Annotated in this window: 16 protein-coding genes; 9 read left to right on the top strand and 7 right to left on the bottom strand. The window is 72.2% G+C overall.

The window, feature by feature from the left end:
* Positions 1-83 precede the first annotated feature (83 nt).
* The 5 genes from ITJ56_RS07310 to ITJ56_RS07290 all read left to right on the top strand — a co-directional run bounded on the left by ITJ56_RS07310 (position 84) and on the right by ITJ56_RS07290 (position 5,752).
* Positions 84-1,670 carry an Ada metal-binding domain-containing protein gene (locus tag ITJ56_RS07310; protein WP_416354760.1) on the top strand — a complete coding sequence of 529 codons (1,587 nt, stop codon included), beginning with the start codon at positions 84-86 and terminating at the stop codon, positions 1,668-1,670.
* Positions 1,667-2,179, top strand: coding sequence for a methylated-DNA--[protein]-cysteine S-methyltransferase (locus ITJ56_RS07305; protein WP_194629184.1), 513 nt, complete (start codon positions 1,667-1,669; stop codon positions 2,177-2,179). The genes ITJ56_RS07310 and ITJ56_RS07305 overlap by 4 nt, the downstream gene beginning before the upstream one ends.
* Positions 2,180-2,431: 252 nt before the next feature.
* Positions 2,432-3,253, top strand: a complete 822-nt coding sequence (locus ITJ56_RS07300) for an alpha/beta fold hydrolase (protein ID WP_194629182.1) — start codon at positions 2,432-2,434, stop codon at positions 3,251-3,253.
* Between the two features lie 18 nt (positions 3,254-3,271).
* Entirely contained in the window at positions 3,272-4,144 is an 873-nt protein-coding gene (locus ITJ56_RS07295; protein WP_194629180.1) for a hypothetical protein, read from the top strand.
* 132 nt (positions 4,145-4,276) lie between these two features.
* Positions 4,277-5,752, top strand: coding sequence for an APC family permease (locus tag ITJ56_RS07290; protein WP_194629178.1), 1,476 nt, complete (start codon positions 4,277-4,279; stop codon positions 5,750-5,752).
* Between the two features lie 94 nt (positions 5,753-5,846).
* Here the strand turns inward: ITJ56_RS07290 and ITJ56_RS07285 are convergent, their stop codons facing one another.
* Positions 5,847-6,584, bottom strand: a complete 738-nt coding sequence (locus ITJ56_RS07285; RefSeq protein WP_194629176.1) for a LysE/ArgO family amino acid transporter — start codon at positions 6,582-6,584, stop codon at positions 5,847-5,849.
* A 70-nt stretch (positions 6,585-6,654) separates the two neighbouring features.
* On the opposite strand from ITJ56_RS07285, the gene ITJ56_RS07280 reads away from it, so the two are divergent.
* Positions 6,655-7,563: a LysR family transcriptional regulator ArgP gene (locus tag ITJ56_RS07280; RefSeq protein WP_194629174.1), complete on the top strand. Its 909-nt coding sequence runs from the start codon at positions 6,655-6,657 to the stop codon at positions 7,561-7,563.
* 6 nt (positions 7,564-7,569) lie between these two features.
* Here the strand turns inward: ITJ56_RS07280 and ITJ56_RS07275 are convergent, their stop codons facing one another.
* Positions 7,570-8,115: a TetR/AcrR family transcriptional regulator gene (locus tag ITJ56_RS07275; RefSeq protein WP_194629173.1), complete on the bottom strand. Its 546-nt coding sequence runs from the start codon at positions 8,113-8,115 to the stop codon at positions 7,570-7,572.
* Between the two features lie 114 nt (positions 8,116-8,229).
* On the opposite strand from ITJ56_RS07275, the gene ITJ56_RS07270 reads away from it, so the two are divergent.
* Positions 8,230-9,270 carry an aldo/keto reductase gene (locus tag ITJ56_RS07270; protein ID WP_194629171.1) on the top strand — a complete coding sequence of 347 codons (1,041 nt, stop codon included), beginning with the start codon at positions 8,230-8,232 and terminating at the stop codon, positions 9,268-9,270.
* A 13-nt stretch (positions 9,271-9,283) separates the two neighbouring features.
* Here ITJ56_RS07270 and ITJ56_RS07265 read toward each other — a convergent pair whose 3' ends face one another.
* Positions 9,284-10,063: an Fpg/Nei family DNA glycosylase gene (locus ITJ56_RS07265; RefSeq protein ID WP_194629170.1), complete on the bottom strand. Its 780-nt coding sequence runs from the start codon at positions 10,061-10,063 to the stop codon at positions 9,284-9,286.
* Positions 10,064-10,113: 50 nt separating this feature from the next.
* Complete coding sequence (locus ITJ56_RS07260; protein WP_194629168.1) at positions 10,114-14,883, bottom strand: ATP-dependent helicase; 4,770 nt, start codon at positions 14,881-14,883, stop codon at positions 10,114-10,116.
* 162 nt (positions 14,884-15,045) lie between these two features.
* On the opposite strand from ITJ56_RS07260, the gene ITJ56_RS07255 reads away from it, so the two are divergent.
* Positions 15,046-15,702, top strand: coding sequence for a PadR family transcriptional regulator (locus ITJ56_RS07255; protein ID WP_194629166.1), 657 nt, complete (start codon positions 15,046-15,048; stop codon positions 15,700-15,702).
* A gap of 35 nt (positions 15,703-15,737) precedes the next feature.
* Here ITJ56_RS07255 and ITJ56_RS07250 read toward each other — a convergent pair whose 3' ends face one another.
* On the bottom strand, positions 15,738-16,466 hold the full coding sequence (locus ITJ56_RS07250; protein WP_194629164.1) for an alpha/beta hydrolase: 729 nt from the start codon (positions 16,464-16,466) through the stop codon (positions 15,738-15,740).
* A gap of 73 nt (positions 16,467-16,539) precedes the next feature.
* On the opposite strand from ITJ56_RS07250, the gene ITJ56_RS07245 reads away from it, so the two are divergent.
* On the top strand, positions 16,540-17,082 hold the full coding sequence (locus ITJ56_RS07245; protein WP_194629162.1) for an NUDIX hydrolase family protein: 543 nt from the start codon (positions 16,540-16,542) through the stop codon (positions 17,080-17,082).
* Positions 17,083-17,437: 355 nt separating this feature from the next.
* On the opposite strand, the gene ITJ56_RS07240 is transcribed toward ITJ56_RS07245, so the two are convergent.
* Together ITJ56_RS07240 and ITJ56_RS07235 are read right to left on the bottom strand one after the other, a co-directional pair.
* Positions 17,438-17,641: a CsbD family protein gene (locus tag ITJ56_RS07240; protein WP_194629160.1), complete on the bottom strand. Its 204-nt coding sequence runs from the start codon at positions 17,639-17,641 to the stop codon at positions 17,438-17,440.
* 241 nt (positions 17,642-17,882) lie between these two features.
* Positions 17,883-19,493, bottom strand: coding sequence for a DEAD/DEAH box helicase (locus ITJ56_RS07235; protein ID WP_194629158.1), 1,611 nt, complete (start codon positions 19,491-19,493; stop codon positions 17,883-17,885).
* Positions 19,494-19,697: the final 204 nt, after the last annotated feature.

Here is a 19,697-nt window from a genome sequence, read left to right as displayed (position 1 = left end):
ATCCGCGCCTCCCGGCCGTGCACTGCTCCGTCCGATTCCCGCCGGTCGGCGTCGGGGGCGCGTGTCAGGCTGAGTGCATGACCATGCCGGAGACCGACGCGCTGCACGCCGAGCGGCACCGCGCGGTCGCGTCGCGCGACGCACGCTTCGACGGTCAGTTCGTCACCGCCGTGCACTCCACCGGCATCTACTGCCGGCCGAGCTGCCCCGCCCGCACACCGAGGATCACCGGCGTCACCTTCTTCCGCACGAGCGCCGCCGCACACCTCGCCGGCTTCCGCGCCTGCAAGCGCTGCCTGCCCGAGGCGACCCCGGGCAGCCCGGAGTGGGACCTCCGCGAGGACGTCGCCGGCCGCGCCATGCGCCTGGTCCTCGACGGCGTCGTCGAACGGGACGGCGTCCCCGGGCTCGCCGCGCGGGTGGGGTACTCCGAGCGGCAGCTGAACCGGATCATGACCGCCGAACTCGGCGCCGGCCCGAAGGCGCTCAGCCGGGCGCACCGGGCGCAGACGGCGCGGACCCTGCTGACGTCGTCGGACCTGCCCATGACGGACGTCGCCTTCGCCGCCGGGTTCGCGAGCGTCCGCCAGTTCAACGACACCGTGCGCGAGGTCTTCGCCGTCACCCCGTCCGAACTCCGCGCTCGGCGGGGTGGTCGCGGCGGTCGGGGCGAGCGGCCCGGCACGGGTGGCGTGGACGGCGCACTGCACGTGCACCTGCCGGCCCGCGCGCCCTTCGACGCGCAGGGCCTGCTCGACTGGCACGCGTTGCACGCCCTGCCGGGCACCGAGCAGGTGGACGTGGACCCCGATGGTCGTGTCGTGTCGTACGGACGCCTGGTGGGCCTGCCGGGAGGCCCTGGCTGGTTCAGCGCGTCGGCCGCCGTCCCCGGCGTGGCCGAGCGGGACGCCGGGATCGACCTGCGGGTGCGGGTCACCGACCTCGCCGACCTGCCGGCGCTCGTGGCGCGGGCCCGCTCGCTGTTCGACCTCGACGCCGATCCCGTCGCCGTGGATGCCGTCCTCAGTGCCGTGCCCGAGCTCGCCGGCCCCGTCGCCCGGGTGCCCGGCCTCCGGTTGCCCGGGGCGGTGGACGCCCACGAGGTCCTGTTCCGAACCCTCATCGGGCAGCAGGTCTCGGTGGCGGCCGCACGGACGGCGCAGACCCGGCTCGTCGAAGCGCTCGGAGCGGGCGTGCCCGACGCGATCCTGTCCGGTGGGCTGCTGTTCCCGCCCGCTGCGGTCATCGCGGAGCGCGGGCACGAGGTCCTGCGCGGGCCGGCGGCGCGGGTGGACACGATCCTGCGCGTCGCCGCGGCGCTCGCCGACGGGTCCCTGGTGGTGGACGGGGCGCAGTCCCGCGGCGACCTGCGCGCCGGACTCCTCGCGGTGAAGGGCATCGGGCCGTGGACGGCCGACTACGTCGCGCTGCGGGTCCGGCACCACCCCGACATCTTCCTCCACAGTGACCTCGCCGTGCGGAACGGTGCACAGGAACTCGGGCTGCCCGGTACGGCGCGCGAGCTCTCCCTATGGTCAGAGCAGGTGGCCCCCTGGCGGAGCTACCTCACGATGCACTGCTGGCGACCGATCATCGACCGCGCGATGACCACGACCGCCGGTGTCCGTGCACACCGTGCACCCCTGGACTCCCGGAAGGACGACCGATGACCGACGCAACCATCCAGACCCTGGACACCCCCGACGGGCCGTTCACCGTGCTCGAAGATGCCGAGGGGCGCGTCCTCGCTTCGGGCTGGACCGACTCCCTCGACCGGATCCTCGGCCGCCTGACCGACCGGCACCGGCCCGACCGCGTGCTCGACGGTGTCGTGGCCTCCGCGGACGCGGTCGACGCCTTCTACTCGGGCGAGGTCGAGCACGCGATGCAGGTGCCCGTACGGCAGTTCGGCACCGAGCTCTTCACCGAGGGGTGGCGGCAGCTCCGGCGCATCCCGGCCGGCGGCACCCTGACCTACACCGGCTTCGCGGCGGCCATGGGGCGACCCGACGCGGTCCGCGCAGCGGCGAGCGTCTGCGCCCGGAACGCCCCGGCACTGTTCGTCCCGTGCCACCGGGTGCTCCGCTCGGACGGCACGCTCGGCGGCTTCGCGTGGGGGCTGGACGTGAAGCGCTCCCTGCTCGAACGAGAGTCGGTCGGGACGACGGCGCTCGTCTGACTTGTACAAAGTGCTCGCCGACGGGAGATCTACCGAGACCGCTGGCGGGGCGACCGTGCGGCGAGCGGACGCCGTCCAGGTGCCGGTCACCAGCTCCGCCGCCCGCACCGCCGAGGGGCGTTCCCGGGCGCTCTGCCCTCGAAGCGGGGGGAGACAGCGGCACCGGGGGCTGCGACACTCGGGAGACCGGTACCCGCACGGCCTGCCCGAGGCTCGACGCAACGCCGTCGACCACCTCGCGCAAAGGAATCCATGCTCCCTCCCGTCGACCGAACGGTCGTTTCCTCCGACGGCACCGCCATCGCCGTGTCCGAGGCAGGGAGCGGCCCGGCGGTCGTCGTCGTGGGCGGCGCCTTCGACCACCGAGGCACCCCGTACGTCGACCGCCTGGTCGCCGAGCTCGGCGCAGCCCACCGGGTCGTGACCTACGACCGGCGAGGCCGCGGTGGCAGCGGCGACACGGCACCGTGGTCGATCGAGCGCGAGGTCGACGACCTCCGCGCCGTCGTCGAGAGCGTCGGCGCGCCCACCACCGCCGTCGGCATCTGCGTCGGCGCCGGTGTCGTCCTGCACGGCCTCGCCACCGGGCTCCCCGTCGACGGGGCCGTCCTGTGGGAGCCGCCGTACCGCGCCTCGGTGGACCCGCACGCCGACGACGTCGTCTTCGCCGACCTGCTCGACGAGCACGTCGCCGCCGGCCGTCGCGCCCAGGCCGTGCGCGGGTTCCTGGCGCAGGTGCTCGGGATCCCGATGGGCCAGATCACGGCGATCCGGCTGAAGGGGGCGCTCTGGCGGTCCCTCGTCGTCGATGCCCACGTGCTCAGCCGCGAGGTCCGTGTGATGAACGGCCTCGCGGTGCCCGAGCGGGTCGCCGCAGCGGTCGGTGTCCCCGTGCTCGTCGGTGCGGGCGGCGACGGCCTCGAGTGGATGCGCGGTGCGGCCCGCGCGGTGGTCGAGGCGGTCCCCGGCTCCGAGTACACCGAGGTGCCGGGTCAGGGGCACGTCCCGGATCCCGCGACGCTGGCCACCCTGATCGACCGCGTGCTCGGACGGATCGTCTCGCCCAGCAGCTGACTGCGAGAGGATGGTCGGGTGAACGCACCCCGCCTCGGTCTCCTGCTCGACGTCGACGGACCCATCGCCAGTCCGGTCTCCCGCACGATCGCGATCCCGAGCATCGTCGAGGACCTCGTGGCGTTCGCCGCCGAGGGCATCCCGATCGTCTTCAACACCGGACGGAGTGACGCGTTCATCCGCACCGAGGTCGTCGGTCCGCTGCTCGCCGGTGGCCTCGCCGAGGGCGGCCGGGTGCACGCCGTCTGCGAGAAGGGCGCCGTGTGGTGCTCGATCGGCCCGCAGTACGACGGCGGCATGGGTGAGCTGACCGTCGCCGAGGACCTGGCGCTCCCGCGTGACTACGCCGACGAGATGCGCGAGCTGGTCCGCACCGAGTACGCCGACCTGGTGTTCTTCGACGAGACCAAGCGCGCGATGGTGTCCATCGAGCAGCGCGTCGAGGTGCCGAACGCCACGTACCTCGCCCGCCAGCCGGAGTTCGACGCGAAGGCGATGGCAGCCCTCGAGCGCCGCGGCCTCGGCGTGCGCCGGCTCGACGACGTGCGACCCGACGCCGACGGTGCCGTGCAGTGGCGGATCGACCCGACGATCATCTCGACCGACGTCGAGTCCGACCGCAGCGGCAAGGACCTCGGTGCCGAGCGCTCCCTCGAGCTCCTCGGCCAGGACGGCGAACTCCCGATCGCCTGGCGCACCATGGGCGACTCCCGCAGCGACTACGCCATGGCCGACTGGCTGCACGCGCACGGTCACGACGTCGCGCACGTCGACGTGCGTCCCGCCGACGGCGTCCCGACCACGCCGTACGAGGTGCTCACCGCACCCGACGGTGTGATCCACGACGAGGCCGGAGCGCGGTTCCTGCGGGACTGGCGCCGGTCCGTCTGAGCCGACCCGGGCCTCCTGGCCGCGTCCGGCACCACGTGCTGACGTGGGCCGTGCATGCGCGCTGTTTGCGTGACGGGCTGGTACACCAGTACTCTCGCGGGGTCCGCCGCCAGCCGATGACGGGATCCACCCATGGCACCGAAGCTCCGCATCAAGTCGATCGAGGCCTCCCTGGCCGATTCCGAGGAGCAGGGCAGGTCCCTGAAACGCTCCCTCAAGACGTTCGACATCGCGGCGATGGGCATCGCGGTCGCCGTCGGCGCCGGCATCTTCTCGGTCGGCGCGAACGCCGCCGCGAACTTCGCCGGACCCGGCGTCATCATCTCGTTCCTGCTCGCCGCCGTCACCTGCGGCCTGGCGATCATGTGCTACGCCGAGTTCGCCTCGACGATCCCCGTCGCCGGCTCCGCGTACACGTTCACCTACGCCACGATGGGCGAGCTGCTCGCCTGGATCGTCGGGTGGGACCTGATCCTCGAGACCCTGACCGCGAGCGCCGTGATCGCGAAGTACTGGGGCATCTACCTCAGCACCGCGTTCGACGTCTTCGGCGTGACCCTGCCGAGCACGATCGAGCTCGGCCCGATCCCGTTCACCTGGGGGCCGGTGCTCATCGTCGGGGTCTTCACGGTGCTGCTCGCCTTCGGTACCCGCCTGTCGTCGCGGGTCTCGGCCGTCATCACGGTGATCAAGGTCGCGATCGTCGTGTTCGTCATCGTCGCGGGCGCGTTCTTCGTCAAGGCTGCGAACTTCACCCCGTTCATCCCGCCGTCCGAGCCCGCCAAGGGCGCCGAGGGCAGCGTCTGGACCCAGTCGCTCGTGTCCTGGTTCACCGGTTCCGAGCCCGCCCAGTACGGCGTCTTCGGGCTCCTCGCCGCAGCATCCCTGGTGTTCTTCGCCTTCATCGGGTTCGACGTCGTCGCGACCAGCGCGGAGGAGACCGAGAACCCGCAGAAGACGCTGCCGCGCGGCATCTTCATCGGCCTCGGCATCGTGACGCTGCTCTACGTCGGGGTCAGCATCGTCATCACGGGCATGGTGTCGTACCAGCGCCTGGCGGAGGAGAAGGCGCCGTCCCTGGCGTCGGCGTTCGACATCGTCGGGCTGCCGTGGGCCGCCGGCATCATCGCCATCGGCTCCCTGATCGGCCTGACCACCGTCGTCATGGTGCTGCTGCTCGGTCTGTCCCGCATCGTCTTCGCGATGAGCCGAGACGGCCTGCTGCCGCGCTGGTTCTCGAAGACGAACCCGAAGACCCAGACGCCGGTCCGCGTGCAGGTCGTCGCGGGGGTCGTCGTCGCACTGCTCGCCGGCTTCACCGCCGTGGACAAGCTCGAGGGCATGATCAACATCGGCACCCTGTCGGCCTTCGTGCTGGTGTCGATCGGCATCATCGTGCTGCGGAGGTCCCGTCCGGATGCGCCGCGCTCGTTCCGCGTGCCGTGGTCGCCCGTGATCCCGATCCTGTCGGCGGTGCTGTGCTTCTGGTTGATGCTGAACCTCGAGGTCGAGACCTGGCTCCGGTTCGTCATCTGGCTCGTCATCGGGTTCGCGATCTACTTCGGCTACAGCCGCCGCAACAGCCGCGTCGGCAAGGGCCTGCAGTAGGGGGCGCTCCCGTTCCCGTTCCCGTTCCCGCCGGAACCAGGTTCCGGACACAGCACCGCGTCGTCGCGTGGTGCTGTGTCCGTTTCGTGGTGCGCTAGGCCCCGACGACCAGCAGGACGCCGAAGGCGAGCATCACCACGGCGACCAGACCGTCGAACACCCGCCACGTCAGCGGCTTCTCGAACAGCGGCCGCAGCAGCCGCCCGCCGAACCCGAGCGCACCGAACCACAGGCAGCTCGCCGCGACCGCGCCGACCGTCCAGAGCCAGCGGTCGTCCGGGCCCCGCTGGTTCGCGACCGACCCGAGGAACACCAGCGTGTCCAGGTAGACGTGCGGGTTGGCCCACGTGAAGACGAGCATGGTCAGCACGGCCTTCCGCATGGTCACCACCTGGCCGGGAGGCACGGTGCGCGTCCGCCCCGCCGCCGACGCCGTGCCGGTGGTCGCGCTGGCCCCCGCGCCCGCGCCCGCGTCCGCGCCGGAGCCCACCACCCCGTCGTCCGCCGCCCCGTCGGCCACCCGCATCGCGTCCCCCGAGGGCCGCAGCGCCCGCCGCGCCGCGAGCACCCCGTAGGTGAGCAGGAACGCGGCACCGATGAACCGGATCACCAGGAGCGCGACGGGGAACCGCTCGACCACGGCGCCGACCCCGAGCACCCCCGCGACGATGAGCAGCGCGTCCGAGGCGGCACACAGCACGACCGCGGCCGCCACGACCCGGAGCCCCGCGCTGACGGCGAGCCGGAGCAGGTAGGTGTTCTGCGCACCGATCGCGACGATCAGGGCGAGTCCCGTGCCGAGGCCCGAGAGCAGTGGGAGGAGATCGGTCACCCCACCGACGCTAGAGCGCGACGAGCGTGCAGTACAGCTCATCTTCCTGCAGCACCGTAAGCTCAGCTGCATGCCCCGGTTCCAGCGCGAACACCTCGAGACGCTCTTGGCCGCGGTCGACCACGGCACCCTCGACGCTGCGGCCCGCGCGCTGTCGATCACGCCGTCCGCCGTGTCGCAGCGGATCAAGTCGATGGAACAGCAGGTCGGCCGCGTGCTGCTCCAGCGCACCACCCCGGTGCGGCCGACCGCCGACGGCGAGGTGGTCCTGCGGCACGCGCGGCAGGTGCGCCTGCTCGACGAGGAGACCACGCGCGCCCTCGGTGGTGGGGGCTCGGTCGTGCCGTCGATCCCGCTTGCCGTGAACGCCGACTCGCTCGCCACCTGGTTCCTCGACGCCCTCGCCCTCGTCCGGGCCGACACCGAGGTGGTCTTCGACCTGCACCGCGAGGACCAGGACCGCACCGCCGAACTCCTGCGTGCCGGCACGGTGATGGGTGCGGTGACGGCCGAGGCGGACCCCGTGCAGGGCTGCTCGTCCGTGCCGCTCGGCATCGACCGGTACCGGGCCGTGGCATCGCCGGGGTTCGTCGCCCGCTACCTCGGCGACACCGGGACCGAACGGCGGATGCTCCGGCGGCTCGATCAGGTCCCGCTCGTCGACTACGACCGCGACGACGACCTGCAGCAGGGGTACCTGCGCCAGGTGCTCGGGCACGCCCCCGGCGGGCCGCGCCACTTCGTGCCCACCTCCGCCGACTTCGCCCATGCGGTCACGCTCGGGTTCGGATGGGGGCTGCTGCCCGAGGCCCAGTGCCTCGGAGCGATCGAGCGCGGCGCCCTCGTGGAACTCGCCCCCGGTCGTCACGCCGACGTCGCCCTGTGGTGGCAGCGCTGGAACCTCGCGTCACCGCTGCTCGAACGGGTGACCGAGGCCGTCCGGTCGACCGCGGCGGAGCGACTGCACCAGATCCGCTGACACGGATCAGCCCGTCGCGCGGTACCGGAGCCCGTCGACGAGCAGGCCGACCAGGAGTTGGCTCTGCTCGGTGGTGGGTGCGCCGTGGCACAGGTCCGCCACGGCGCGGAGGAGCTGTGGAGCATCGACGTCCGCCCGGATGGTGCCCGCCTCGACCGCTGCCGAGAGCAGGCCGGTGAGGGCGTCCCCGAGTCGCCCGAGGAAGTACCCGGGCAGCGCTTCGAATGCCGGATCGCCGGAGTGCAGCGCCGCGGCGAGCCCACGCTTCGTCGCGACGAACTCGGTGAACCGTTGCAGCCAAAGGGCAAGGGCGTCGTCCGGGGCCGCGGTCGCCGCGAGCTCGGCGGCGGCGTCGGCGCAGGTGTCCACGGCCTGTTGGAACACTGCGACGACCAGATCCGAGCGCTGCGGGAAGTGTCGGTAGAGCGTGCCCACGCCCACTCCGGCCCGCTCTGCGATCACCTTGGCGGGCGCATCGACGCCGTCACTGGCAAAGACGGCCTTGGCGGCGTCGGTCAGGGCGTCGGCGTTGCGACGGGCGTCGGCGCGCATGGATCCTCCTCTTGCGTAAGCGGAAAGCCATTCCGTATAGTTCCGGAAGAGCGTTCCACTTCGGGCCACAGTACGGCACCGTGCACCGGAGCGCCATCGACAGGAGGAACGCACATGCAGTACCGCACCCTCGGCCGCACCGGCATCCAGGTCAGCCCGTTCGCACTCGGCGCGATGATGCTCGGCACCGACGGCCGTATCGGCAACGGTGACGAGCAGGACTCCATCCGCATCGTCCACCGGGCGCTCGACGCCGGCATCAACATCATCGACACCGCAGACCGCTACTCGCAGGGCGGGTCCGAGACCCTGATCGGCAAGGCGCTCAAGGGGCGGCGCGACGACGTCGTCCTCGCCACCAAGTTCAACGGCCCGATGGGTGACGACCCGAACCGTCGCGGCAACTCCCGTCGCTGGATCACGACCGCGGTCGAGGACTCGCTGCGCCGCCTGCAGACCGATCACATCGACCTGTACCAGGCGCACCGGCCGGACGACACCGTCGACCTCGAGGAGACCCTGTCCGCCCTCACCGACCTGGTCCGGAGCGGCAAGGTGCGAGCGATCGGCTCGTCGGACTTCCCGGCGTCGATGCAGGTCGAGGCGCAGTGGACCTCCGAGCGCCGCGGCCTCGAGCGTTTCCGCAGCGAGCAGCCCACCTACTCGATCCTCAACCGCGGCATCGAGCGCGAGGTGCTCCCGGTCGTGCAGCGGTACGGGATGGGCGCACTGGTCTGGAGTCCCCTCGCCGGCGGCATGCTCACGGGGCGGTTCCGCCGGGGACAGGAGTCCGACCTCGCACGCGTGCAGATGTTCCGGCACAACAGCGACGAGCGCCGGATCGACGCCGTGGAGCAGGTGATCGCGCTCTCCGAGGACACCGGGATCCCGATGACCCACCTGGCGATGGCGTTCGCGATCGCGCACCCCGGGGTCACGAGTGCGTTGATCGGACCGCGCTCGATGGAGCAGCTCGAGGACCTGCTCGCGGGCGTCGACGTGGCACTCACCGACGACGTGCTCGACCGCATCGACGCGATCGTCCCACCGGGGACCGACGTCGGGCGGCTCGACCAGCAGTACGACCCGCCAGCCGTCCTCGACCCTGCACTCCGCCGTCGGACGCTCCCCGGCCGCTCCGCATCCGCGGCCTGAGGGAGGTCTCCGGCTAGGTCTGACAGCGCGGACACCAGTAGGTGTCGCGCAGGGTGAGCTCGGAGTCGCCGAGTTCGCCGTGTCGGATCGGGGTCCCGCACCGCAGACACGGCTTGCCAGCGCGGCCGTAGACCCAGAACCGCCGGCCCGGGCGGTCGACGCCGGTGGTCACCCGGGCACTGCGGTCGCGGTTCGCCAGGATCAGTCGGCTGGCGAGCGTGATCGTCCGCGCCGGGTCGGGGACCTGTCCCACCGGACGCGTCGGCAGTACGCCGCGCAGGAAGCAGAGTTCGTTCCGGTACACGTTGCCGAGCCCGGCGAGCACCCGCTGGTCGAGCAGCGCCAGCCCGACCGGACGCTCAGGGTCCTGCATCAGGTTGGCGAGCGCGAGGTCGGCGTCCCAGTCGGGGCCGAGCAGGTCGGGCCCCAGGTGTCCGACGACCTCGGACTCCCGGTCGCGGGGGACGACCTCGAGCACCCCGAGCGCGAAGCCGACGGTCGAGACCCCCTCGGCGTCCAGGATCGCCCGTGCCTGGTGCGCCGGCCGTCGCCAGCGGTCGCCGGGCGCACAGACGTCCCACCGACCCTCCATCTTGAGGTGCGAGTGCACGGTCAGGTCCCCGATCCGGTGCAGTAGGTGCTTGCCGCGCGGGACCACCTCGTCCACGGTGCGGCCGACCAGGTCGAGGGTCGCGAAGGCGGGCACCCGGAAGTCGCTCCTCGTCAGGACCTTCCCCGCCAGCGCGGTGTGCAGGCGGCGGGCAGCCCGGTACACGGTGTCGCCTTCAGGCACGGGTCACCGCCGGTGCGTGCGCGCGGACCAGCCGGGAGGCGCGGCTCGCCTCACACACGGAGCCGCAGTCCCTGCGGGGTCGCCGTGAACCCCGCCTCGCGGAGTGCGCCGCCGAGCGGTGTCTCGAGCACGAAGTCGCCGTCGACGCGCTCGACCGACAGCTTCCGCAGCCCGGTCCGGACGATGCCGGCGATCGACGCGGCGGCCGCGGCGAGGTCCGCGGGATCGTCGGTGAAGGTCAGCACCGACTTGCCGCCGCGCTCGACGTACACGGTGAGCTTGCCGTCGACGGTCGTGACGAGCGCCCCGGCCTTCCGCCCGGGTCGGTGCCCGCGCGTGGTCTTCGGGCTCTCCGGGCCGCTCCCGGTGGCGTCGTCGGCCCCGTCCGCATCGATCGCCGGGGCGGCACCGGCGTCCCCGGTCGGCCAGGGCAGCGACGCCCCGAACGGGTTCGCCGGGTCGGTCGCGGCGAGCGTCAGGGCCTCGCGATTCCGGTCCGGCTCGGCGCGCTCGTCCTCACCGAGGTCGCGGGCGTAGGTCCGGAGCCGGTCCACCGTCGGGCCGGTGGCGAACTGCGCGGCGCCGAGCCCCTCGACGAAGTACCCGCGACGGGCACGGCCGGACTCCTCGAACCGCGAGAGCACCCGGTAGACGCCCGCGAACCCACCCCGGACCCCCTCGACCTGCACGGCACCGCGGGTGACGACCCCGTAGCGCTCGAGCAGCTGTTCGGCGGTCGCGGCAGCCCGCAGGGTCGAGTCGGATTCGGCCAGGGGGAGCAGAGACCAGCGACCACCGACGGACGGCGGACCGGACTGCGTCGGCATCGTCGGACGTCGGCGCCCGCGGTAGGCGCGGGCTCGCGGAGCGCTGCTGCTCTTCGCCTTGCCGCCGAGCATCGCGCGCAGCGGAGCGAACGTGTCGTTCGTGATCTGCCCGGCCCAGACGAGATCCCACAGCGCCGTCGTCAGGGCCTGGTCCTCGGTGCTGCCGACGGCCTGCCCGAGCTGGCGGAAGAAGTACGCACCACCACCGGCCAAGGCACCGAGCACGTCGCGTTGCAGCTCGGTGGTCTCGTCGCCGGAGGGCTCGGCGAGCGTGGTCGCGGCCGTGTCCGCCAAGTGCAGGCGCACCCACCCGTCGTTGCCGGGCAGGGTGCCCCCGCCGGACCACAGGACCTCACCCGTGGCGGTGAGCTCGTCGAGCATGCTCGTGGAGTAGTCGGTGACGCGTGACGGCAGCACCAGGGTCTCCCACGCGCTCGCGGGCAGGGCGACCCCGGCGAGCTGGTCGATCACCTGCAGGACCCCGTCGACGCCGCGCAGCCCACCGCGAGTGCCGGGGGTCTGCACGTGCTGCCACGCCGGCAGGAACCGGGCGAGGGTGTCCGGTGAGACCGGTTCGACCTCGTGCCGCAGGGCTGCGAGGGACTTGGTGCGGATCCGGCGCAGGACCTCGGCGTCGCACCACTCGGCGCCCTGGCGGTCCGGGCGGAACTCGCCCTCCACGACACGGCGGTCGGCGACGAGCCGACGCAGGGTGTCCTGCACCACGGCGATCCCGAGGCCCAGACGGCTGGCGGCCTCCTGCGCCGAGAACGGCCCGTGCGAGCGGGCGTACCGGCCGACCAGGTCACCGAGCGGGTCGGCGACGGGTTCGATGAACGCGGTGGGCACACCGATCGGCAGCGGGACCCCGAGCGCGTCACGCAGGCGCGAGGCGTCCTCGATGACGGCCCAGCGGGTGGCCCCGGCGTGCGAGAAGGACAGCACGCGGCGGTCTCGCTCGAGCGCGGTGAGGATCCCCTGGACCTCGGTGTCGGCCGCCCCGCGGTCCGGGGACCCTGCGAGCCAGCTCCGGTCGACGGCCTCGTCCAGGCCCAGGGCGCCGACGAGCCGCAGCACGTCGACGAGTCCCTCGGCGTCGCGGGCGCGGCGGTCCGGCGACAGTCGCTGCAGGTCCTGTTCGACCGAGGCGATGACCGCCGGGTCGAGCAGTTCCCGCAGTTCGGCCCGACCGAGTAGCTCGCCGAGCAGCGTCGAGTCGAGCGAGAGCGCCGCTGCCCGACGCTCGGCGAGCGGCGAGTCGCCCTCGTACATGAACGCGGCGACGTACCCGAACAGGATGGAACGGGCGAAGGGTGACGGCGTCTCGGTCTCGGTCTCGACCAGGCGGATGCGGCGTCCGGCGATCTCGTCGGCGATCGCGAGCAGGGCGGGCACGTCGTAGACGTCCTGGAGCACCTCGCGCACGGTCTCGAGCACGATCGGGAAGGACGGGTACTTCCGGGCCACCTCGAGCAACTGCGAGGCCCGCTGGCGCTGCTGCCACAGGGGGGACCGCTGGCCGGGGTTCCGCCGAGGCAGCAGCAGGGCGCGTGCCGCACACTCCCGGAACCGCGCGGCGAACAGGGCCGACCCGCCGACCTCGTCGGTGACGAGCGCCTCGAGATCGTCGCGCTCGAACACGAACAGGTCGGCACCCGGCGGTTCGGCGTCGGTCTCGGGGATGCGCACCACGATGCCGTCGTCGGCGGCCATCGCGTCACCGTCGATGCCGTGCCGTTCGCGCAGACGTGCCGCGACCGCCAGGGCCCACGGCGCGTGCACCTGCATGCCGTACGGCGAGTGCAGGATGAGCCGCCAGTCGCCGAGTTCGTCGCGGAAGCGCTCGACCACGAGCGTGGTGTCGTTCGGTACGTGACCGGTGGCCGCGCGCTGGTCGCGCAGGAAGGTCAGCAGGTTCGTGACGGCGCGCTCGTCGAGGCCGCCGGCGGCGACCCGGGCGCGGGCGTCGTCGTCCGAGGCGCCCTCGACCTCGCGCACGAAGGCACCCGTGGCCCGACCGAGCTCGGCCGGACGGCCGATGCCGTCGCCTTTCCAGAACGGCACACGGCCGGGCTGGCCGAACGCCGGACTGACGATGACCCGGTCGTGGGTGATCTCCTCGATCCGCCAGCTCGTGGCGCCGAGGGCGAACACGTCGCCGACGCGCGACTCGTAGACCATCTCCTCGTCGAGCTCGCCGACCCGGGACGCCTTCTCGCCCACCATGAACACGCCGAACATGCCGCGGTCCGGGATCGTGCCACCGCTCGTCACCGCGAGGCGCTGGGCCCCGGGGCGTCCGGTCAGGGTGCCGTGCACGCGGTCCCAGACCAACCGCGGGCGGAGTTCGGCGAACTCGTCGCTCGGGTACCGCCCGGTCACCAGGTCGAGCGTGGCGTCGAACGCCGAGCGGGGCAGGCCGCTGAACGGGGCGCTGCGTCGGACCAGGTCGAACCAGTGCTCGACGTCGACGGTGTCGATCGCCCCGGCCGCGACGGTGTGCTGTGCCAGGACGTCGAGGGGGTTCGCCGGCACCGAGATCGACTCGATCTGCCCCGTGACCATCCGCTCCACCGTCACCGCGCTGTTGACGAGGTCGGCGCGGTGCTTCGGGAACAGCACCCCGCGGGAGATCTCGCCCACCTGGTGCCCGGCACGGCCGACGCGCTGCAGGCCGCTCGCGACCGAGGGCGGCGCCTCGACCTGGACGACGAGGTCGACCTCGCCCATGTCGATCCCGAGCTCGAGCGAGCTGGTTGCGACCACGCACCGCAGTCGGCCGGACTTCAGGTCGTCCTCGATGATCGCGCGCTGGTCCTTCGACACCGAGCCGTGGTGCGCGCGGGCGAGCACGGGGACGGACGCATCCGAGCCGCCACCGCCCGTCTGCCCGGACCCGCCGATCATCTGCGCAGGCGGACGCTTCGTGCCCTGCGGAGCGACTGCGTGCGCCGAGGTCCGCGCGGGCGACTGCGGGCGACCCCGCGCCGCCGGAAGGCCGTCGTCGGCCGGTGAGACACCCGCCGGCACCAGCGCGTCGGCGGCCACGGCAGGTGCCGCCGCCGCGAGCACGCGCTCTTCGTGGATCTCGTTGAGCCGTGCGGTCAGCCGCTCGGCCAACCGCCGTGAGTTCGCGAACACGATCGTCGACCGGTGCTCCTCGATCAGATCGACCACCCGCTCTTCGACGTGCGGCCAGATCGACCCGTTCGTCGGCGACTCGGACGGGTCCGCGCCGACCGGGGGTGCCCCGAGCTCCGTCATGTCGTCGACGGGCACGACGACCCGCAGGTCGAAGGTCTTCTGCGCGGGCGGCGCGATGATCGTCACCGGCGCGCGACCCCCGAGGAACCGCGCGACCTCTTCCGGCGGGCGCACGGTGGCGGACAACCCGATGCGCTGCACGGGCTTGTCGAGCAGGTCGTCGAGGCGCTCGAGCGACACGGCGAGGTGCGCTCCGCGCTTGGTCGAGGCGACGGCGTGCACCTCGTCCACGATGACGGTGTCGACGTTGACCAGGGTCTCGCGTGCCTGCGAGGTGAGCATCAGGTAGAGCGACTCGGGCGTGGTGATGAGGATGTCCGGCGGCTGGCGCAGGAGCTTCTGCCGGTCGGACGACGGGGTGTCACCGCTGCGCACCCCGACCGTGACGTCCGGCGGTTTGGTGCCGAGCCGGCGGGCGGTCTGCGTGATGCCGACGAGGGGGCTGCGGAGGTTGCGTTCGACGTCGACGCCGAGGGCCTTGAGCGGCGAGACGTAGAGCACGCGCGTGCGCTGCTTCACAGGGGGGCGGTCCGTCGCGCTGATGAGCCGGTCGATCGACCACAGGAACGAGGCCAGGGTCTTGCCGGAACCGGTCGGCGCGATGACGAGCGCGTGCTGCCCGGTGGAGATCGCGTCCCACGCGCCGGCCTGTGCGGGCGTCGGTGCCTCGAAGGCGCCGCGGAACCACTCGGTGGTGGCGGGGGAGAAGCGCTCGAAGACGTCCGTCATGGTCCGTCCCATCCTGCCCGCCGCCACCGACAGCCGACCGAGCGCCGAGCACCGCTTGACAAAGCGATAGTTACCGATCTATCGTAAACACATTGCGATACGACGAAGACGATCACTGTCAGACCGATCGCGAGCCGACTCAGCGACAAGGAAGGACGCATCATGCGCCCCATGCACGACGACAACGACAGCAACCACCACCCGCGCGGCCCCCGTTTCGGCGGCGCGCGGCAGCACCACGGCGCCGGCTTCCCCGGTCGCGACCGCGGTGACCACGAGCACGGCGGTCGAGGCGGCCGTGGCTTCGGCCCGGGCTTCGGGCCGGGCATGGGCTTCGGTCCCGGCTTCGGGGGCTTCGGCGGACCCGGCTTCGGCCGTGAACGTCGCCGCCGCGGCGACGTCCGCCTCGCGATCCTCGGCCTGCTGGCCGAGGGCCCGCAGAACGGCTACGCCGTGATCAAGACCATCGCCGAGCGCACCGGCGGCGCCTGGAAGCCGAGCCCCGGCTCGGTCTACCCGACGCTCCAGCAGCTCGTCGACGAAGACCTCGTGGTCTCCTCGGGCGACGGCCGCAAGACCCTCTTCGAGCTCACCGACGCCGGCAAGGCCGAAACCGAGGCGAAGGCCGACGAGATCGCCGCGGCCCTCGACGGGGCGCCGGGCATCCCGGACGCCCAGCGCGAGTTCTTCGAGGCGCTCCGCAAGACGATGGGTGTGCTGCAGATGTACCGCAGCACCGCGACCGAAGAGCAGGCCAAGGCCGCCACGGCCAAGGTCGACCAGCTCCGCAAGGACCTGCTCCAGATCCTCGCCGACTAGCGTCCGCAACCCCGAGGCGGACGGGAGGCGCGGTGTCAGCTGGCACCGCGCCTCCCGTCCGTCCCGCGCGCATCGTGAGCCGCAATGGTCGGGTCCGCACGTCGGACCCGGCCATTCGTGCTCACGAAGCGCGCTCCGCGCGCCGACGTCGCGGCGATGAACGCTGCCACGTCGGTGAGCTCCGCCGCCGACACCGCGTGCGGCAGCCCCTCGTACGAGCGATCGGTCACGTCGGTGTGCGCCGCCGCCCACGCCTGCGTCCGTGTGGTGGCCTCGGCCGGGATCACCGGGTCGAGGTCGCCGTGCCCGAGGAACACCCGGGGCCGCACCGCCGCCACGGCCTCGTCCCGCGAGTCCGTGACCCCGGGCACCACGAACCCGGACAGCGACACCGCGAACGCGAATCCCGCCGGCCGTGCTCGGAGCAGCTGGAGGGCCATCGAGCCGCCCTGCGAGAACCCGAGCAGCCCGATCGTCGGGTGGTCGGCAGCGACCGAGTCGATCCAGTCGAGCACTCCGGCGACGGCAGCGTCGACCTGCTCGAGGGCGGGGGAGCCGGGCGTGCCGAGTGGGTACCAGCTGTACCCGGGCCCCCACGGCATCGGTGCCCGCAGCGACGCGACCGTCCATGCCGGCGGCAGCGCGGGCGCCAACCCGAGCAGGTCCTGCTCGTTCGACCCCACGCCGTGCATCGCGACGAGCAGTGGTGTGCCCGTCCGGGCCGAGGTGCTCCGGGTCCACTGCACCTGGTCTGCATCGATCATGTGCGCAACGCTAACCATCCCCAACTCCCGCGCCTTCCGCCGAACTCGTCGTCGTCCCTGGTAGACACGGTGCATGTCCTCGCTGCAAACCCCCGACCCTGACTCCGGCTGGCTGTCCGACGAGGAACTCGCCAACGCGCGTCGTCGACTCCCCATCTGCTACGTCGAGGCGATCCCCGTCCGCACGGACGGCCTCGGCGTCGTGACCGAGGTCGGGGTGCTCCTGCGCGTGGCCCCGAGCGGTTCGATCGTCCGCACCCTGGTGTCCGGCCGTGTGATGTTCGGCGAGTCCATCCGCACCGCGCTCTTCCGGCACCTCGAGAAGGACCTCGGCCCGATGGCGTTCCCGCAGCTGCCGACGAGCCCCGCGCCGTTCACGGTGGCCGAGTACTTCCCGCTGCCCGGCGCCTCGGTGTACACCGACGAACGGCAGCACGCGATCTCGCTCGCCTACGTCGTCCCCGTCACGGGCACGTGCGAGCCGCGGCAGGACGCTCTCGAACTCACCTGGATGACCCCGATGGAGGCCGCGTCCGACGGCGTGGCCGACGACATGGAGGGCGGTCGCGGCGCACTCCTGCGTGCCGGACTCGCCTCGGTCGGAGCCTTCCACTAGGTGCATCGATGAAAGCCGTCGGCAGCTGGAGTCTTCGAGACAGCGTAGGTCAGGCGCTTTTTTCTGCTCCTGTCCGACTCTGAGGCTCGGCGCCATCGGAAGATCGTCCATCAGTCACGTCGCTGTTCGGGGCATCGAACTTCCACAGCCGTCGCCGGCGCGACGTTCGACCCAGGTGAGGGCGGATCAACTCCGGTCTCGTGCACAGCGAGCCAACGAGCAGTACCAGCCGAGCAAGGCAGACCGAATCCGCTGAGGCGGGCGGCCGGCTGCAGCGTAGCTGGCTCTCGCGAGCACGACGAAGCCCCCGGATCCGATCGGATCCGGGGGCTTCGCAGCGCGGTCGCGAACCGGCTCAGTGCTTGTCGTTCTTGAAGCTGTCGGCGACGCCGTGCGCGGCGTCCTTGACGTCGGTGACGCCCTGCTTCGCCGAGGCCTTGCCCTGGTCGGTCTGGCCTTCGGCCTTCAGCCGGTCGTTGCCGGTCGTGTTGCCAGCGGCTTCCTTGACCTTGCCTGCCGCCTTCTCAGCGGCGTTCTTGATGTCATCGATGCCAGCCATAGGCACTCCTTCCAGAAGCGGACGTGTTCCCCGTCAACCGCTTGCGCGGCATCCGGTGAAGCAGACCGTACGCTCCGCAGGGCACCCCTCCCCCAGCCCCCGTCAAGGTTCGCTCGGCGCGCCGACGCAAGACACCGGTGTTCACGCAACACACCGCGGAATGCGGGTGTTCGGCGCGTGAACACCGGTGTTTTGCTGGTTCGGGCCCCGACTGGATCAGGCCGACGCGCTCAGATGAGCGTCAGTGGCGATCGGCGGCACCGGCCGGACGGGAGGCGCGGCGCGAGTCACCGCGACGGTTGCCGCCCGACTCACTGCCGGACCCACGACCGGCGGCGTAGCCACCCTCGGAGGACCAGACGGCCGACGAGCCGCCGCGCACGACGTCGCCGCTGCCCGAGCGACGGTTGCCGCCACTGCGGCGACCACCCGTCGAGCCGGCGGCGGCAGCACCGGAGCGCCCGGTGCCCTCGGAGCGTGCGCCGCGGGCCGGACGACCCTGACGGCCACCGGCCGAACCGGCGGACTCGGATGCCGAGCCGGAGCGTGCGGGCTGCGCCGCGCCTCCCGAACGACCGCCGCGACCACGGCGACGACCGTCACCGGCGGACTCGGCCGAGCGCTGCTTGGGCTGACGCTGCTGCTGCGCGGGCTGGTCCTCGGCGACGTGGCGGATCGGCGCGACCTCGCCGACGAGCGCGGTGACCGCCGCGGAGTCCGCGGTGACGTGCTGCGGGGTGACCTTGATCGCGGCGGCGCGCATCATCTGCGCGACGTCGCGACGTTCGGCGGGCATCGTCACCGTGACGACGTCACCGGACGAACCGGCACGCGCCGTGCGACCGGAGCGGTGCAGGTACGCCTTGTGCTCGGTCGGCGGGTCGACGTGCACGACGAGCTCGACGTTGTCGACGTGCACCCCACGGGCGGCGACGTCCGTGGCGACGAGGACGAGGGCCTCGCCGGAGGAGAACTTCGCGAGGTTCCGCTCACGCGCACCCTGCGACAGGTTGCCCTGCAGGTCGACGGCCGGGATGCCCTGGCTGCTGAGTTGCTTGGCGAGGCGCTTGGCGTGGTGCTTCGTGCGCATGAAGAGGATGCGGCGACCGTTGCCCGAGGCGAGGGTGCTCACGAGGTTCTTCTTCGCGTCGGCGTCGGCGACCTCGAACAGGTGGTGGGTCATCGCCTCGACGGGGCTGTTCGCTTCGTCGACGGAGTGCATCACCGGGTTGTGCAGGAACTTCTTGACGAGCTTGTCCACGCCGTTGTCCAGCGTCGCGGAGAACAGCAGACGCTGTCCCTGCTCGGGCGTCGCCTGCATGATCTTGGTCACGCCGGGCAGGAAGCCCATGTCGGCCATGTGGTCGGCCTCGTCGAGGACGGTGACCTCGATGTCGCCGAGGTTCACGTGGCCCTGCTGCATGAGGTCGGCGAGGCGACCCGGGCAGGCGACGACGACGTCCACGCCGCCGCGCAGGGCGTCGACCTGACGACCCTGACCCACACCACCGAAGATGGTCGTGGTGTTCAGGCCCATGGCCTTGGCGAGCGGGGCGAGGGCGACGTCGATCTGCGTCGCGAGCTCACGGGTCGGGGCGAGGACCAGGGCACGGGGGCGGCCGGCGCGGCGCTTGCGGCCGCTGGCGGCGAGGCGGGCGACGAGCGGGATCGCGAACGCGATCGTCTTGCCGGAGCCGGTTCGGCCGCGGCCGAGGACGTCCTTGCCCTGCAGGGAGTCCGGAAGGGTGTCCGCCTGGATGGGGAACGCCATGTCCTTGCCCTGGTCGGCGAGGACGGAGACCATCGGCGCGGGGACGCCGAGGTCGGAGAAACGGATGTCATCGGTGGTCATGGTGACCTTTCGAGCCGGAGGTGACCGGCTGTGGGCGCGCTCTGAGGCAGCGCGCGGGCGGGATGCGCGCCAACGGATGTGGCTGGCGCAGTCGCCGCAGCAGAGAAGCCTGGGCACCTTCGTGAGGTGCTCGATCATCGACCAGGGTCCGGAGACACGAGATCGGGAGTTCGGGGGCGTCCGTACGACGCACGAGGCGATCGG

The sequence above is a fragment of the Curtobacterium sp. VKM Ac-1376 genome (assembly GCF_015351025.1).
Classification (GTDB): domain Bacteria; phylum Actinomycetota; class Actinomycetes; order Actinomycetales; family Microbacteriaceae; genus Curtobacterium.
Note: the sequence above shows the minus strand (reverse complement) of the source record. Positions and strands in the feature narration are given on the sequence as shown.